The sequence below is a fragment of the Parafrankia elaeagni genome (assembly GCF_000374165.1).
Classification (GTDB): Bacteria; Actinomycetota; Actinomycetes; order Frankiales; family Frankiaceae; genus Parafrankia; species Parafrankia elaeagni.
In genome coordinates this window covers 1-15,924 of the sequence record NZ_KB893779.1, presented here as the reverse complement: position 1 = coordinate 15,924, position 15,924 = coordinate 1, and the positions used below count along the sequence as shown (strand labels likewise).

The 15,924-nt window shown below is 67.2% G+C and carries 19 protein-coding genes and 1 pseudogene; 14 read left to right on the top strand and 6 right to left on the bottom strand.

The window, feature by feature from the left end:
- The 8 genes from B207_RS0129220 to B207_RS0129175 form a co-directional block, all read left to right on the top strand.
- A partial coding sequence (locus B207_RS0129220; RefSeq protein ID WP_018640240.1) for a transposase occupies window positions 1-225 on the top strand: 225 nt, incomplete at its 5' end.
- A gap of 91 nt (window positions 226-316) precedes the next feature.
- Complete coding sequence (locus B207_RS0129215) at window positions 317-634, top strand: type II toxin-antitoxin system Phd/YefM family antitoxin (protein ID WP_051102716.1); 318 nt, start codon at window positions 317-319, stop codon at window positions 632-634.
- Window positions 624-1,097 (top strand): type II toxin-antitoxin system VapC family toxin, encoded by a 474-nt coding sequence (locus tag B207_RS0129210; protein ID WP_018640238.1) that lies wholly within the window; start codon window positions 624-626, stop codon window positions 1,095-1,097. Before B207_RS0129215 ends, B207_RS0129210 begins: the two co-directional genes overlap by 11 nt.
- Window positions 1,098-1,177: 80 nt before the next feature.
- Complete coding sequence (locus tag B207_RS40340; RefSeq protein ID WP_018640237.1) at window positions 1,178-1,348, top strand: hypothetical protein; 171 nt, start codon at window positions 1,178-1,180, stop codon at window positions 1,346-1,348.
- 387 nt (window positions 1,349-1,735) lie between these two features.
- Window positions 1,736-2,542: an aminoglycoside phosphotransferase/kinase family protein gene (locus B207_RS37435; RefSeq protein ID WP_018640235.1), complete on the top strand. Its 807-nt coding sequence runs from the start codon at window positions 1,736-1,738 to the stop codon at window positions 2,540-2,542.
- Between the two features lie 348 nt (window positions 2,543-2,890).
- Window positions 2,891-3,268, top strand: a complete 378-nt coding sequence (locus B207_RS0129190) for a helix-turn-helix domain-containing protein (protein ID WP_051102715.1) — start codon at window positions 2,891-2,893, stop codon at window positions 3,266-3,268.
- A gap of 25 nt (window positions 3,269-3,293) precedes the next feature.
- Entirely contained in the window at window positions 3,294-4,142 is an 849-nt protein-coding gene (locus B207_RS0129185; RefSeq protein ID WP_018640233.1) for an ImmA/IrrE family metallo-endopeptidase, read from the top strand.
- 521 nt (window positions 4,143-4,663) lie between these two features.
- A complete protein-coding gene (locus B207_RS0129175; protein ID WP_035742901.1) occupies window positions 4,664-5,005 on the top strand; it encodes a hypothetical protein in 342 nt (113 codons plus the stop codon).
- A gap of 432 nt (window positions 5,006-5,437) precedes the next feature.
- Here B207_RS0129175 and B207_RS0129170 read toward each other — a convergent pair whose 3' ends face one another.
- On the bottom strand, window positions 5,438-5,680 hold the full coding sequence (locus B207_RS0129170) for a hypothetical protein (RefSeq protein WP_018640230.1): 243 nt from the start codon (window positions 5,678-5,680) through the stop codon (window positions 5,438-5,440).
- A complete protein-coding gene (locus B207_RS0129165) occupies window positions 5,677-6,045 on the bottom strand; it encodes a hypothetical protein (RefSeq protein WP_018640229.1) in 369 nt (122 codons plus the stop codon). The genes B207_RS0129170 and B207_RS0129165 overlap by 4 nt, the downstream gene beginning before the upstream one ends.
- Window positions 6,046-6,241: 196 nt before the next feature.
- On the opposite strand from B207_RS0129165, the gene B207_RS0129160 reads away from it, so the two are divergent.
- Window positions 6,242-6,448, top strand: coding sequence for a helix-turn-helix transcriptional regulator (locus B207_RS0129160; RefSeq protein ID WP_230205309.1), 207 nt, complete (start codon window positions 6,242-6,244; stop codon window positions 6,446-6,448).
- 94 nt (window positions 6,449-6,542) lie between these two features.
- Here B207_RS0129160 and B207_RS0129155 read toward each other — a convergent pair whose 3' ends face one another.
- Window positions 6,543-7,226, bottom strand: a complete 684-nt coding sequence (locus tag B207_RS0129155) for a tyrosine-type recombinase/integrase (RefSeq protein ID WP_018640227.1) — start codon at window positions 7,224-7,226, stop codon at window positions 6,543-6,545.
- Window positions 7,227-8,000: 774 nt separating this feature from the next.
- On the opposite strand from B207_RS0129155, the gene B207_RS0129150 reads away from it, so the two are divergent.
- The 3 genes from B207_RS0129150 to B207_RS37665 all read left to right on the top strand — a co-directional run bounded on the left by B207_RS0129150 (window position 8,001) and on the right by B207_RS37665 (window position 10,860).
- Window positions 8,001-8,408, top strand: a complete 408-nt coding sequence (locus B207_RS0129150) for a hypothetical protein (RefSeq protein ID WP_018640226.1) — start codon at window positions 8,001-8,003, stop codon at window positions 8,406-8,408.
- Window positions 8,405-8,782 carry a helix-turn-helix domain-containing protein gene (locus tag B207_RS0129145; RefSeq protein ID WP_018640225.1) on the top strand — a complete coding sequence of 126 codons (378 nt, stop codon included), beginning with the start codon at window positions 8,405-8,407 and terminating at the stop codon, window positions 8,780-8,782. The genes B207_RS0129150 and B207_RS0129145 overlap by 4 nt, the downstream gene beginning before the upstream one ends.
- Before the next feature lie 1,061 nt (window positions 8,783-9,843).
- Window positions 9,844-10,860, top strand: a complete 1,017-nt coding sequence (locus B207_RS37665; RefSeq protein ID WP_018640223.1) for a toll/interleukin-1 receptor domain-containing protein — start codon at window positions 9,844-9,846, stop codon at window positions 10,858-10,860.
- 385 nt (window positions 10,861-11,245) lie between these two features.
- Here B207_RS37665 and B207_RS0129125 read toward each other — a convergent pair whose 3' ends face one another.
- The 3 genes from B207_RS0129125 to B207_RS0129115 form a co-directional block, all read right to left on the bottom strand.
- Window positions 11,246-13,009, bottom strand: coding sequence for a hypothetical protein (locus tag B207_RS0129125; RefSeq protein WP_230205308.1), 1,764 nt, complete (start codon window positions 13,007-13,009; stop codon window positions 11,246-11,248).
- 194 nt (window positions 13,010-13,203) lie between these two features.
- The gene (locus tag B207_RS0129120) at window positions 13,204-14,382 is read right to left on the bottom strand and encodes a 5'-methylthioadenosine/S-adenosylhomocysteine nucleosidase family protein (RefSeq protein ID WP_018640221.1); all 1,179 of its coding nucleotides are present in this window, start codon (window positions 14,380-14,382) and stop codon (window positions 13,204-13,206) included.
- Complete coding sequence (locus tag B207_RS0129115; protein WP_018640220.1) at window positions 14,379-15,128, bottom strand: NUDIX hydrolase; 750 nt, start codon at window positions 15,126-15,128, stop codon at window positions 14,379-14,381. Before B207_RS0129115 ends, B207_RS0129120 begins: the two co-directional genes overlap by 4 nt.
- A 155-nt stretch (window positions 15,129-15,283) precedes the next feature.
- Here B207_RS0129115 and B207_RS43110 point away from each other — a divergent pair.
- Both B207_RS43110 and B207_RS36260 read left to right on the top strand, forming a co-directional pair.
- Window positions 15,284-15,639: pseudogene (locus B207_RS43110) on the top strand (Fic family protein); the annotation flags it as partial.
- A 41-nt stretch (window positions 15,640-15,680) separates the two neighbouring features.
- On the top strand, window positions 15,681-15,924 hold a 244-nt coding region (locus B207_RS36260; protein WP_195905376.1), incomplete at its 3' end, for a transposase domain-containing protein.

Sequence of the window (15,924 nt, the reverse complement as noted above, 5' to 3'; positions counted from 1 at the left end):
GCCGGGATCGAAGGAACCATCAACCAGGCCCTCGACGTCACCGGCCTGCGCAACGCCCGCTACCGCGGCCTGCCCAAGACCCGCCTCCAACACGCCTTCTCCGCCACCGCGGTCAACGTCATCCGCCTCGACGCCCACTGGAACCCCCACCAGCCGCCCTTCACACCCCGCACCAGCAGACTCACCCGCCTCAGCCAGCAGCGCACAACCCCGACCGCGAATTAAGCAGCAGAGTCGCCCTGGGGGTCGGGGGAGGCCCTGAGGTGGGGGAATATGGCCGAGTCCACGGGAGGCGGTACCAGTCGCACGCAACCTGATGAACGACAGGGCCGGGTCACGGTGTGCCACAGGGTGCTACGGTCAAGGGGTGAGCATTCCTGAGATCACGCAGCGGGACCTGCGGTCACGATCGCGGGAGATCATGGACGCGGTCGAGCGCGGGCAGTCGTTCACGGTCACCCGGGATGGCCGGGAGATCGGGCAGCTGGTCCCGATCCGGCGCCGGCGCAGGTTCGTCCCACGTGAGGAGTTCGCCGCGATGTCCCGCAACGCACCGACGATCGACCTGGAGGCGTTCCGCGCCGACCAGGATGCGACGATCGACCATGAAGCCGGCGGGGCCTATGACCAGTGAGACCCCCCGCCAGGGCCTGCTCGACACGAACATCGTGATCCTGCGCCCGTGGATCGACCCGGCGGAACTCCCCGCCGAGGTCGCGATCAGCGCCGTGACGCTCGCCGAGCTGTCCTCCGGCCCGCACGAGGTCCGCCGCAACGACGAACAGGGCCTCTACGACGAGCACGAGGAACGGGCCCGGCGGATGGAGACGCTCCAGCGCGCCGAGAACGAGTTCGACCCGATCCCGTTCGGTGTCGAGGCCGCGCGCGCCTACGGCCGGCTGTCGGCGGCTGTCATCGCCGCTGGCCGCAAGCCGCGCCGCCGCGTCGCCGATCTGATGATCGCGTCCACCGCGATCGCCGAGGGCCTGCCGCTGTTCACCGCGAACCCCGGCGACTACACGGGTCTGGAAAAGCATCTCCGTGTGGTCCCTGTTACGCGGCCACCCATCCCGCACGAGAGACGGCCGGGCCCCTGACGGCGATCTCCGGTGACTTCTACGAAGACGACGAGCCGATCGAGAGGATCCGAGCGGCCTGGGAAGGCACGCCGGAGCAGGTGACCATCCCGCCTCCCACCATCCCGGGCCTGGACGAAGCCGGCTGGACAGCGCGGTTCGCCCGGCAGCAGCAGCGCAACGCGCAGCTCGGAGCGACCCCCGAGGCGTTGGGAGTCGAGTTCTCCCGGCTGGAGGAGCTGCGCCGTCGTGAAGTCGGCAGGCAACTGTGACATTGTCACGCCTGCTCCAGCACTGACGCATCGAGGCGCGGACAGGACTTCGCCGAAGTACGCCGTGGGCCGCGCGGGGTGTCGATGCGGTCGCCCAAGCCCAGGCGCTCGTGTTCGCGCTGTGCGCGCTCCACCCAGCCGATGGCCCTGTACCAGGCGGCCATCTGGATGGAGTTCCAGCCCATGTGGTCGGTTAGTACGGTGCCGTCCTGGTCAGCCTGCAGGTGGCTGAGATCGGGGGTGCCAGGGCGTTGGAGCGGAGGGAGGCCAAGTCCAGGGTGTGGGGTATGGAGCGTGCTGCCGCGTGACCCTCGCTCGCCGCGGAACTGTTCCCGGGCGAGCCGCCCCGCACCGGCCACGTCCACACCTGACCGGAGAACACCGTCGATGACCGACCCCGCCACCGAACCGCTGGTCACGGTCGCAGACGTTCTCACGTGCCGCTACGGACTCACCCCGTGGCGCCTGGTCCAGCTACCGATCGGGCAGGGCACGATCAACTACCGGGCGACATGCACGGACCGTGACGTCTTCGTCAAGAACTATCCGCCAGGCAGCGATCTGATCGGCGAGGCCGACGCGATCTGGCTGTCGGCCCTCAGCGGGCGACACAGCGTGCCGGTCGCCGATCTGCTGCGCAGCCAAGCCGGCGACCTGATCGACGCCAGCTCCCCGTACCCGGTGTCCGTGTGGGAGTGGATGCCCGGAGCGGTCGTCACCACCGCGCTCACCGCGGGCCAGGCGCATGGCGCCGGCAATGCTCTCGGCCGCATCCACACCACCTTCGCGACCCTGCCCGCGAGCGCCGCGACCTCCACGCAGGCGCGCAGCTGGTTCGCCGTCGACATCGCCAAGCTTGCCGCGATCATCGACCGCCTCACGGACATCGCCGAGGCCCGCCTCGCGGCAGGCCCGCCGGATACGTTCGTACAACTCCACCCTCGGTATCTCCTTCAACCTGCTACCTTCCGTGACAGTCCTCGCGAGACGTCACGCACAGTAGCGGACAGGCGGATCGGGGGTGGAGCCACATCAAGCTGTCACAACCGCCCCAAGTGGGGCCACTTCAGACTGGCACACTCACAGGACGCCCTCGACGAGTTCTGGCTCCACCGCCACCACGCCGCCCGCATCCTGCTTGACCACCACGCCGCCACCGACACCCTTCTCCACGAGCTGACCGCACGCCGCTGACACCGCCATCGCCTCCCGGCAAGGGACATGCGGATGTCGGAGCGGGTTCAGCCTCCACCTGACTGTGGGCGGACAGGCAGGGCGCCGGGGCTGCAGGGGTGACGCAGCGTACGGGCCCTGCCGTGTGGTCGTCCGTGCCACGCCCGGCCCGGCTGGCGATCTCACGGCTGGCCCGAGCGTTTCGGTGTCCGCAGTCCACGGCTGACGCGTTTCGTCGCGTGATCAGGGCTGTTGAAGGTGCAGCCTGGCGGTGCATCTCCGATGCCCGCCGAGCCTGCGAAGGTGAGGCGGATTCGGTGACCTGCAAGGCATGCGGTCGAACGGGCTGGAACCAGCTCTGAATCGGGTATGCTTGATCTGATTCAAGGGGGTGGTGGTACGGACTTGATCGGTGTGGGTGAACGGATCAGGCATGCCATGAGTGCTGCCCAGTTGACCCAACGGGCCTTGGCTCAGGTCACGGGTATCTCGCAGCCGACGCTGTCTCGGATCGTCGCTGGTGATCGGGTAGCCAAGATGACGGAGATCATCGCGATCGCGGGCGCAACCGGCCACTCCGTGGCGGAACTGACTGGTGTCGGATCGGTGGCCGACCGTGCCCAGTACGCGGCCCGCGCCACGAACGACGCCGAGATGGCCGCGATGCGCCGGGAGCTGTTGCACTACCTGGATCTGGACGCCTATCTGGATGACCAGGGCATCCCGCCGTTCCCGGTGGTGGCATGAGTTCCGAGGTGAGGACGGTGCACCAGTGAGCGCCGAGTCGGACGGGAGGGTCGCGGCGGCGCGGTTCCGTCGAGACCATCGCCTGGGGGCGCAGGCCTTGGGCGATCTCGTGTCGCTCGTTGAGCAGACCACCGGGATCGACGTGGCCGTACTCGACGCAGGCCCGGACGAACACGGGCTCACGGTGCGCGATCCGCTCCGGAACGCGGTGTTCATCGGCGTGGCGCGGACCGACCGGCCCATGCGGCAGCGCAGCTCCCTCGCCCACGAACTGGCGCATGTCCTGTTCGAGGACTGGTCGGACGCGGCCGAAGGAACATGGAGCGAGCGTCGGCCAGAGGAGGTACGAGCGGATGCCTTCGCTCGACACCTACTCATACCGACGGAGGGGCTGCGCGGGTTCCTTGGCGACCACGGCCCTGAAGACATGGACCTCGCGCTGCTTTCGCAGGTGACGCAACGGTTCCTGGTATCCTCGCCGATCGCCGTGATCGCCTTGGAGCAGGCCGGCTACATCACGGAAGCCGTGAAAGCGGAATGGCGATCCGTCGCCACGCCGTGGCTGGCGGCGCGGTTCGGCTGGATCGACCAGTACCGTGCCCTGCAGGCCGAGTCCGACCGGCGGCGGGCTCCTCAGCGGCTCCTCGCCCGTGCGATCAACGGCTATCTGGAACACGTTGTCTCCGCGCAGGCTCTGGCCACGCTCCGCGGCGTCGACGTCGCGACTGTGGCCACAGAGCTACGCGAGGCAGGCATCGAAGCCGGAGAGCCACCCCGGACGTGGACTGACAGCACCGACCTGCCGGACGTCGACATCGGTCTGAGCGGCCTCGACGATGCGGCCGGCGAGTCTTCCCCGGCCCCCACACGGTGACCGTACGGCCGGTCATCGACGCCGGACCCGCTCTCAGCTTCCTCGCCGTCAACAAGGAGCGGCTGCTCATCAGCGTTCTCGGCCCGCTCAGCACTGCGGCATCCCGGGCGCCTGAATCTGGCTGAGCTGCTCGACGGTGGCAGCGACCACGGGCAGGTCCGCCGAGCCTGGGGCGAGATGACTTCGTCGGCTACCTTCGGTGATCGATCACGTGGAAGAAATCCGATCACCCGGATCGGCCAGTGACTCGGCGCGGGAGGGGTCGCAAGGCCGGTTTTCGTTGATTCTCATGATCTGGCGGCAAAGGTGCTTACACATATACCAGCAGCTCAGAGCGGTTGTTTCCCGCTTTACAGGCGTGCTTGCGCAAGCACCCGTGCCGCTTACAGCAAGCGCCCGCTGGCTTGCCCCGATGTTTCCTTACCCGTCACTGTCCGCCATGCGAGAGCTGGATGTGTGACACTGCCAGCATGGCGGCGATCTTGACGCGGGGACGGGATTTGCGGCGACGGTTTCTGCCCGTGGTCGTCGCGGCAGGCGGGCTGATCGCCCTCGGGTTGGTCGTCGCGGCTGGTGTCGTCCTTGAGCGGCGGCACTCGGAGTACGGCGAGTTCTTCCCGGGGCGGTTCCCGGAGAGGCTGACGTACTGCGACGGTCGCGGCTACCTGAGAGGCAGTCCGGAGGCGAGGGCAGAGATCGATCTGGAGCTCGTGGCCGCCGGTCGCACGCCGGGGGGCGCGACCATCTTCCGCTCCAAGGACCTGGCCGTAGTCGCTGGCGGGACACTGTGCACGACCATCATCTGGGCAGGTGACCCGGACGACACCCATCTCGTCCACTACACCCTGTTGGGTGGTCCCTGACGCGTCGGATGACGCCGATTCGTGTCGGAGCCCGGAGCCCGGAGCCTGTGGGATGCGGACTCGTTAGAGGGCCGGCTGACCGTCGAGCAGGCCGGTGCGGTCACCAAGAGTGATCGCTGGTGCGGTCCCAGCCGTGCTAACAGTTAGCGGGTCTCCTGCTAACTGTTAGCACCCCCGTTAGCGGCTGATATGGCCGATGACCTGGGGAGATGCTTGTTAGCGGGGTGAGTCGCGAAACCCTTGAAACCCTGGAATCAGGGGCCTGTGGCCCCGGTCCGCCTTGGGCGCTGAGCTCGTTATCCGCGATGTGGATCGTCGCTCTTAGTAATTATCGCGCTTGGGGGTTGGTGGACATGCGAACGGCCCCTCACCCGCGGAAGGGATGAGAGGCCGCTCGGTACCGCCTGGCGGCGGGCGGTGGTGAGACGGGCGTTAGCTACGTCCGCCCGCGATCCGGGCGGGAAGGAGCTGGTACGTCGTGACGCCGTACTGGTCGGCCCACTGCCGCGCGGCGGTCTCGCTGCCGAACGGGCTGACCACCTCGACCGGCGCACCGGCGTCGTCGACCACGAGGATGCCCACGAGAAGCGAACGACGGTCCGAGGATGCCGCCGCCCGTCGCCGGGCGACCTGCACCCGGTGGGATGCGGCGGGCAGCACCAGGTGCGCGCTCACCGGGGGCTGCCCGTAGGTCCCTCGAAGCTGAACGGGCTGTCCGTGTCGAGCCGGGGCACCCGCGTCCCGATGTCGTCGTAGGCGCTCCGGTGGCCGTGTGCGGGGCCATGGTCGTCGTGAACGCGGAAACGCAGTTCACCACCGGAGCGGGTACCGGCCAGGTCGGACATGTTCGCGAACTCGCATCCGATCGGCAGGTTGCGCAACGCCTTGGCCAGGCTCACCGGATGCACCCCGGCGGGTATGTCGACCACGACGTACCGGAACGGCCCGGTTCCCGTCTCGCGGACCGTGACGTCCGGGACGCTCGAAGCGTCGGCCGGCGAAGGGGCCTTCGTGATGTTTGCTGGTTGACTGTCAGGCACGGTTCTGACCTCCCGAAGGTCGGTGCCCAGGGCCCGGTCCGGTGTTTGCCCACCTGACCGGGCCCGTCCTGTGCTCCCGGCCGGGCGACCGGGAGCACAGGCTATATCGACAAGACAAGAAGCAACAGCACGTAGACAGGACAAGAAGGAAAGCTTCTCGGGCAAGACGATGAGCATCACATAGCGTCACGTGTTTGTGAGCAGTGAATGTGTCCTCGATTTGATCGACGTCAGCGACTTCGCGTCGATGCTGGGCGTGAGTCGATCACGGGCCGACATGCTCACCCGGTACGCGGGTTTCCCGACTCCGGCGGTGGTGAAGCCGCGCATCCGCCTGTGGCACAGGCGGGACGTGGAGGCGTGGTGCGATCAGCACCGCGCGGGGTGGCGCGGCGACTCCTGACGGGCTGTCCGGCGCGGCAGCGCACGTGATCGGTGCTGGTGCGTCTCAGGCCTACGGGGGAGCGCCCCGGCGGCCCGCCTGTGACGGCGGCCGGTCAGAAGCGGTCGCCGAGGGCAAGGCGTTCGTGCGCGATCTGCGCGCGCTTCTCCTGTGCGATCTTGGCGTAGCGGTCGACCATCTGCCGGGAGCTCCAGCCCATGATCCGCATGAGATCGCCTTCGCTGCCTCCGGCGAACTGCCAGTCGTTGGCGAGCGTGTGCCGGAACTGGTGTGGGTGCAGTCCCTTGATGCCCGCCTGCTCTCCCCGTCGCCCGATCATCTGGGCGAGACCGTCGCCGGTGAGCGGGCCGCGGGTGCGGTCGGCAAGCCACAGCTCGGGACGGCTCGCGTGCTTGTCGCGGGCCCGCAGCCGCAGGTAGCGGCCGAGGGCGAGCGCGGTGTTGTTGCCGATCGGGACCGGTCGCGGGCGGTGTCCCTCGCCGAGCACGTGCAGCACCTTCCGGTTGAGGTCGACGTCCTCGACGCGGAGCTTGGCGATCTCGGTGCGGCGTCCGCCGGAGTCGAGCAAGCAGCGGATGATCGCATTGTCGCGACGTTCCGCGAACGTCTTGCCGGCACACGTCGCGAGGATCGCCCGGATCTCGTCCTCGTGCAGCACCGGGACGGGCTTCTCGTCGACCTTCGGCGGCGACATCCGCTCCAGCGGCGAGTGCGTGATCTCGTCCTCGTCGAGGAGCCACTTGAACCACTGCTGTAAGGCGCGGAAGGTCTGGTTCACGTAGGCGTCGCCACGGCCTTCGGGCCGTCGGGGGGGTCGGGACGGTGCCGAACCAGATGAGGAACTCCTCGATCTGCGCCTTCGTGATCTCCGAAGCCTCCGCGGGAGGGCCGGCGGAGTCGGCTAAGTAGTTGATCAGCGCGGTGGCGGCGTCGAGGTAGAGCTTGCGCGTCTTGGGGGCCCTGCGTGCCGCTTCCATCGAGCGGTTCCAGCTCGTCAGCAGCAGTCCCCAGAGAGGGTCCAAGCCCTCACGAAGATCGGCCATGCGCGGAAAGTTAACACGTGCAGATGCGCTGTCCCCGACGTCCATGATCGCAATTAGTCGGGTCCAGCGCAGGTCAACGGTGGTTTGTGCACCCAACCAGCACTAATGCGAACCTAAACCTGCAGGTCAACGGCCCGACCGTGTCCGTCGAACCCGCCCACGCGAAGATCCGCCGGGCCGGCTACACCGGCAACACGAACGCCAGGAGGACGGGATAGGGGTTGAGCGGTGTGTCCGCGTGTCGCCAGAAAATCTTGGCTCGAGATTCGGCTCCAGCTGGCAAGCGGGATCGAGTAGCCGAGATCTATCACGCTCCGTAGTGGGCTTCCTGTCTGGGCGGATAGGTTCGGCCTATCGGTCGGGGGTGGTTGGCGAGGTTCCGTAGGCGCAGGTCTGCGGGCATGGGAAGCCGGTTCGTGTGGTGTTGGGGCCCGATGTGACCGGCTCCGACGGGCCGATCGATGCGCCATGCCTTGCATGGAATATGCCTTCGATGTAATGCTGTTGCAGTGGACATTGACTGGCCTGAGGATTTCGGCCGGTGGCTCGACCGCCTGGAGGAGGAGGTGCGCGCAGGCGACGAAAATTCGCGTCTCCTGCTGGCCTACGCCGCTCGTGCCCTCGACCAGTTGCGGAACCTGACAGATCCGCCCACTCGGGACAGCGAGACAGCGACCCTGCGCTGGGTACGGCAGTCGCGCCGCTACCCGCTCTGGCGGGTCTCGCACGCCTACGACCCACGGGTAGCTGTCCGGCTGATCTGCTGGTTTCCTCCCGGGACCGGCACCGTGGTCGTCGCGCTGTTCGCCGCCGACAAGGCCAGGTTGGGAGACGTCTTCTACGACGGAGTAGCCGCCAGAGCCGACCCCATGATCGACCAGTGGAAGCGCGAGACCTCCTACGAGGAGAAGCCATGACAGAGGACGCCCCGCGGCTCCCATCGAAGTTCGTCCGTGGCAACGACCACCTGGACCGGCTCTTGGCCGACCCCCAGCTCGCCGCCGATGTCGCCGAGGCCCACGTGGCGGCCGAGGAGATGGACCGGGTCCACGCCATGAACCTGGCGATGATCCGCAAGGCGGCGCAGATGACCCAGGCAGAGGTCGCCAAGAAGCTCGGTGTCGGCCAAGCTGCTGTCTCGCGCCTCGAAAGCCGTGAGGACATGCTCCTGTCGACCCTCTACGACTACCTCACCGCTACTGGCGCCGACACCGCGAGCATCGTCGTCACCGTCCACGGACGCCGCATCGAACTCGACCTTGGCATCATCCACGGCGCCCGGACCGCCTGACGACACGGACACCTCGACGGCATGCGCCGAGCCGGGGAGTCGCGGGCGGGCCCGCGGGCGACGAACCAGCGTCACAGCAGGAACGGCTACCCGACGTGGGTCGGTTGCCTGAAGCACCCGCTGGCGTCCGGCGCTCGCTCAGGGCGTAGATCGGGTGCGTTGTAGGCGGGCCTCGGCCTGGACGAGCCAGTAGGGCCGACGGTCTTCCCGCGTCGTAGCCGGTGCGAGCCCGGCCAGGGAATCAGTCGCTGCGTGCGGAAGAACCGGGACGCCAGCCTGCCCACGGGCCCCTATCTGGCGCGGACCCATCTGCCGCATGCTGGTCGTTCATCACCACCGGATGGACAGTCGCGGGAGCGCTGCCTGGGCATGCGGACCATAGTTGCAGCGCTCCGCGTCTGCCCGGTCACGCTATGGAGGTTCGCATTAGTGCTGGTCGCCACGATGCCCGATCTGGCCGATGCCCAGGTCGCACTCATGGTCACGGTGACCAGTGCACCCAACCAGCACTAATGCGAACCTGAACCTGCAGGTTAACGGGCAGACCGTATCCATCGAACCCGCCCACGCGAAGATCCGCCGGGCCGGCTACGCCGGCAACGCGAACGCCAGGCGCTCCTGAGCTTTCAGTCCGCGTCGGCCGCCCACCACACGGCTCCGGACGCCGACACCGTCCCCGCGCTATGGGGAAACTCGTCGACTGTCTCAACGCCGACGACGGCACCCACCTGCTGGCGCGCGGCCATGGCACATCTGCACCTGGTGTCCATCCACCCCTGAGCCGACGGGAACGGTTCACGGCCGGCCCTGCTTCCCGCAGTCGGCGCTCGACATCGCACACGCGCCGATGACCATGAGGAACCCATACACCAGCTGACAGACAACCCGCGGACCCGCCGATGCCCGATCGGCGGTCACTGCCCGGCATCGGCCTTCATCGCTTGAAAATCCCGTCGAGCACGAGGGCCGGGGCCGTCCAGTTCAGTGACGCCCGCAGACCCCGCAGCTGGGTGGACAGGCCGTGCGCCAGACTGGCGGCGACTGTGGCAATCTGACCTACTGTGAGCGCGCGGGAGCACGGAGCCAGCTGGGATTTCTTCGTCTCCTACACCGCCTCCGATCGCGCCTGGGCGGAGTGGATCGCCTGGCAGCTCGAAGATTCCGGCTACCAGGTGCTGATTCAGGCATGGGACATCGTCCCCGGCGATCATTGGATGGGCCGCATGGAGGACGGAGTACGCGGCAGCCGCAAAGTCATTGCGGTCCTCTCCCACGCCTACCTCACCTCGGTCTACGGGCGCGTGGAATGGGAGGCCGCGTTCCGCGCCGACCCCCACGGACAGGCCCGCAAAGTCATCCCGATCCGCATTCAGGACTGCCCCCGCCCCACCCTCCTCGGCGCGGTCGTCTCTTTCGACCTCTACGGTCTGGACGCCGACACCGCCCGCGCCCGGCTGCTAGACAGCATCACCGCCACGGTGAAAGGGCGCGCTAAACCCCTCACCGAGCCCGCCTTCCCCGACACGTTCATACCCCCCGCCACATCCGCATACCCCGGCACCAGCCCCGGCCCGAAGTTCCCGACCAGCGGCCCCGTTAGCGACCCGCCGCACCGCGCCGACGGTGCGGGTTCGAGACGTTACCTGGTTGCGCTCGCGAGTCTCATCATTGCTAGTGCGTTGGCCGTGCTGAGCGTGTTCGCATGGGGATATCTGGACAGTCTGACCCGTCCCAAAAGTGGGCTGGCGACCACCCCGAATGGCAGCACCGCGGCCGGGATCGCCACCGCTACTCTGCTTCCCGCACCGCCCGCGACCGCGTCGCGGACACAGGCGACTGCTTCGGCGCACCTCTCCTGCACCGTCGAGGATGACGAGGGCAGCGGAGGGCACAAGGGGGCACATGTCGTGTGCCTAGGTGGGGGGAGCGACGAATTCTTCGCTTCCGTCGACTGCGAAAAGTTCGACGATCACAGCGTTTACCGTCACAAAGGTACGGTGGTCAGCATCGGGGGGAGGTCGACGGTGTGGTGCGCTCTCAACGCCAAAGTGATCCGCGTCTTCTATACCCCGGTCTGAGCCGGTCTCCCGAACCGGGATCACAGGATCCGTCCGGGCCGGGTTGGAGGTTGAGCGGGCCGAACTCGTACAGACAGAAAACCGCCGTCGGCTCGACGGGCACCGGGGTGACCTGCTCGTCGGCGATGGCGTAGAAACGACACGCCATCCTGGCTGATATCGTCAATCACTCCTTGGTGGCCAGGGGCTCACCATTTTCGACAGGCTCCAGGTCGAGAACGGCAGCCGATGCTCCGGCGGAAGCGATTTCGCGATCTTCTTGCGACCACAGACGTGGTTTCCATGCCGGAAAGTCCGACGTCGCGTTACGACCCGGCGGCCACAGGCACCCACAGACCCCGGCAGCGCCCATCCATCACGGTCGTTCCTCATCGGCGAGGTTATGTCACCAGCCGGATGCCGTCCGCCGGAACCATCTCCTGCCCTCGGCGGCGATTCCTTCGAGGACGTGAATGGTGTGCTGCAGTCCGCCGGCGTCCTGCGTGAGGTCGGCCACCAGTTCGGGCGTCTCGTCCGCGGTGATCTCCTCCGGTGCGGTTTCTGTCATCTGCATCGGGAGTATCTGGCCGTTAACGAGGACTATTTCGACTTTCTGTACGTTCCTGGCGCCCCGGTCGACGCGAATGAAGGCGACCGAGTCGAAGCGGTAGTTCAGGCGCCCCTTATCGGAGAACTCTCCTGTCTCGAAGTCCAGCACCGACACGAAGTTCCGGACTCCGTCGGCGGTGAGGAGAAAAACGGAGATCTGGTATTTCTTGTAGCGCAACGGACCTCGGTGGACTCGCCCTCGTTTACTTGACGTGGCCTGTGTCTCGATGAAGGCGTGGGCGATGACGTTGCTCGCTGTCAGTCGGTAATGGTGCAGCGCCCGGTCGAGGAGTATTCTGCGGTCGCAGTCGAGCCACCGTGCCATCTCCTGATCGTCCGGCCGGTCTGCCAGGTAGGCCTTCCACCGATCGAATCCTGTCTGTCGTGCCGCCCTGACTTTTTCGTGCTGATCCTGCTCTGCGGCGAATCGCCGCTTCTCGCATTCTTTCTCCAGTCGGGCGAGAACATGGATGTAAGTCGCGGCGGTGACGAAGAGCGCTGTCTCGAGGGCCAGGAGAACCTCGACTCCGGCTGTGGCGACCAGCGTCCACAGACCTCCGCCTACCAGTACGGCGATCCCGACCAGCCCGTACGTACCGAGGCCCGGCACGGCACGCTGTGCTCTCGTGTAGGACAGGTGGGTTCCTCCCCTCCACATCCTCTGCATCTGCCATGCTTCATGCTGTAGCAGCCACGCGATACGATCGGCGCCGATCCAACGTTCCCAGTAGAGGTTGATGATCTCGTTGGCGATGCTGCGTCGGGTCCTGGCCGTCCACTGAAGCCACTCGGTGGGGGCGATACCACTCGGCGGGTTCGTGGCGACGCGGTGCTTGAGATCGTGGTCGATTTTCTTCGCGAACGCTCCGGAGGGCTGCAGGGAACCGACTTCGTCCGCGGTGTCGATGTACTCAATCTTCCAGGTCGCTCCGTGTCGGACGGCGAGTGCACCGATGGTGAGAACCAGTGTGCACCCGAGCATCGTCCAGGCTTTTCCGGCCGCCGTCAGGCGCACGGCGACGTGTACCGACCAGGCTGCGAAGAACACTGCCGAAACTACGGCACGTAGGCGAGTTTGTTTGGAGATGTCGACTGGATGTGGAGGGCGTGTGCGCGGTGCGACCGGGTCCGGATGGAAGAACTTCTTCACCCGATCGGTGCGTGCGTTAATCTTCTGCTCGTTGCGGGCCTGAACGATGGCGCGCTGCCATATTTCGTCCTCGAGTGGACCCTCGAGGAACTGTTCCGTGTGACGGAGAATCATGCCCTTCTGCTGGTCGGGCAGGGTGTCGAGCTCCTTGAGTGCCACCGTGACGTCGGTGTTCCGACCTTCGGTCGCCTCCAGCAACAGGAGCACCGCACGCAGGCCCTGCGCCCAGGGGCCATCGCTCTGCTCAGGTTGAGCTTCCTGTAAGTCGCGTAGCTGCCTGGACTCATCGGCTGACAGTTCGTTCCTCGATCGTCCGCTGACCAGTGCCAGCAGCCAGTGGAAACGCACTCGGTCGGACTTCGCGGAGCTGACCACGAACTCGCGCATGAGCTGGCGTGCCTGGTCGGCCATGCGCCCGTCCAGGTGGCGGACACCGACCTCGAACTTCTCCTCGGGGCTCGCATCAGGGGCGACCGTGTACTGGTTGACGTCGCCGTGGACGACGCCGGCCTGGACTCCGACCTGAGAGAAACCGTCGGCGATGTTGGAGGACGAAACCGGGCTGGGCTGGGAGCCCGACCCGGAGGCGAAGCCCCAGTCATCGGTCACGACAATCCCTGCGCGATGGCGATGGCTACCCCGATCTTCGTGGTGAGGTCGGCCACGTCACCGATCAGCCCACGGACCTTCTTGAGGGCGACCAGCAGGGCTCGGCGGTTCGCTGGTGAATCCGTCTGGAGTGCCTCGTCGGCTGCGGCGAGCTCGGCTGCGGCGGCCTCGTAGGTGTCCTCGTCCACGGTTCCGGCGCTGCGTGCGTTCTGCAGGTCGGTGCGGAAGCCGACGAGCGCCGCCGGGAGGTCCGCCGGGACCCGCTCACCGGTCGCGCCGATGGTCACGCCCCCGTGTATGGCTCCGGCCTGCACGCCAACCTGGGCGTTTCCCGACGCGGTGTTGCGGATGTTCTGGTTCGGTACCTGCATGGTGGATCTCCTCCCGATCCTCGTCTCCGCGGCATCGGCCTTTCCGATGTCCACGGCCAGTTCCTCGGCGAGTGCCACGGCGAACGAGGCCGCGTTCGCCACGGCTCGCTGCTGCCACAAGTGGCGGTCGGTCGACTCCTTGGTGCCGTCGGCGTGGTCGCTGACGCCACGAATCACGATCACGGGCAGGGAGCTGTTCAGCAGCCCAGCCTGGCTGGCCCCCGCGCCTTCCATCTCGATGGCGAGTGCGTCGTTGTAGTGGTCGTGAAGCCAACGGGCCAGGGCCGACACGGTGGAGTTCAACACCACCTCGCCCGCCGCGATCGGCCCGAAGTGCACCTGTGGGAGGGAGTCCGCTTCGACTGGCGGCCGGGCCCAGCTTCTCGTCCGAAACAGGTGGCGTGCGATCTGTTCGGCGCGGTGCGATAGCGGCCACGTGCGGGGTCGCCCCCAGAGCCCTTCGCCCTCACTGGTGGCGCCGTGGAAGGCGTAGACGTGAGTGCCCACGACGACGTCACCGAGTGCGATGTGGCGATGAAGGCCGCCGGCGACGCCGACGAAGAGCAAAGCCGCCGGTGCAAACTCGGCGATGGCTCGTTCGGCGAGCACCGCTGCCGACTGATTGCCCACGCCGACGTGTGCCAGCGCCACCCGGCATCGGCCGCCGGCCAATCGGCCGACCTCGAAACGGGTTCCCTGCGGATGGCGGTGCAGCCGCGCGTCTACCAGATGTTCATGAACTGCCTGGTACTCCAGGTCGAGAGCCGTCAGGACGACGATCGTCCGGGTGTTCGCCACGCTCATCCCTCCTCTTCCGGGTGCGTGTCGGCGGCATCTGCCGCAGGGGCGACGGGCCGGGTGATCGGTGGTGAGAGGACGGAGCTGAGGCCCGCTCGGAACAGGCGGGCGGGCCGCCCGACAGTGGTCCGTTGCTCCCCGCCCACCGGAACGATGAACCCGCTGGCTTTCTGGACCTTTCGGTAGAAATTCCTGGGGTCGAGTGGCGTCCCCCAGACCGCCTCGTACACATCCTGGAGATCACCGATGGTGAAGGCGGGACCGCAGAAGGCGGTGGCAAGTGCTGAGTTCTCGAGCTTGGCCCGGGCGCGTTCGACGCCGTCCGTGATGATTCGACGATGGTCGAAAGCGAGAACCAACTCGCCTGAGAGGACACGGTTCGTCGGCTGCCAGCTCGCATCCGCGGCGTCCGATCCCGCGACCGGTTCCGGCAACCGCGGCGCGACAGCGAGGTAGGCCACCGAGACAACCCGCCCCCGCGGGTCACGGCCGGGCTCGCCGTAGACGCCGAGCTGTTCCAGATACAAGCTCCCGGCCTCGATGCCGGTCTCCTCGACGAGCTCCCGCCGTGCCGCCGCGTCGAGGTCCTCCTCGACGTGTGCCAGGAAGCCACCCGGGAGCGCGAACGCACCTTGGTACGGCTCGATCGCACGTTTGATCAACAGCACCTGCAGGCTCGTCCCCCGCAGGGTGAGGATCACGAGGTCGACGGCGATCAGAACCCCTGGAGGCTCCCACAGATCATGGATCACGTTGCAAGACTAGCTTTTTGTGTCAATGACAGAAAGACCTGTCGGCAAGTGGACAGTCAGGGATGGCCCACCGGGTCAATGCGGTCCGGGCGTCTCGAACGACGGAGGTGCCTAGGAGTGGCGGGGCGCCGGGGCGACAGGGGTGACACGGCGTATGGGCCCCGCGGTGTGGTCGGCCGTGCCACTCCCGAGCCCGGCTGGCGATCTCGCGGCTGGCCCGAGCGTTCGGCGTCCGCGGTCCACAGCCGGCGCGTTCGAGACGTGGCTCGGCCGCCCCGGCAACACCTGGGAGTACTACCGCGAACTCGCCGACCGGGGCCCGACGTACCTCCCCGACCAGGACGTCTCCAGCTGGATCCGGTTCAACCTGACTGCCTACCACCAGCAGGCCTAGACCGTTGCGGGCCGACTCGACCGCTCCGGGCGGGTCTGGCGCGCACTCTCCGAGTTCGCCGAGACCTCCGGTCTGGACGAGCGGGTGGTCACGGCCCTGCACGATGTGGCCGTGGCTCAATACCAGGAACTTAAGGTCTGATCGTGTAGGTTCTGGCTGTGCCGAGGCGTGGTCAGGTCAAGGAGAAGGCCGGGGACCGGTTGGTGGACCGGGTCGGGCTGGGGGTGCTGGCCGCGCAGTTCCCGGACGTGCTGGTCGACCGGGTGGTCGCGGAGGCGGGCCGGCGTGAGCGGCGGACGCGGGATCTGCCGGCGGCGTTGATGGTCCGCTATGTGGTCGCGTTGGCGTTGTTCCCCTCGGATGGCTACGACGAGGTGATGCGGCAGGTCAAGCTCGCCGACG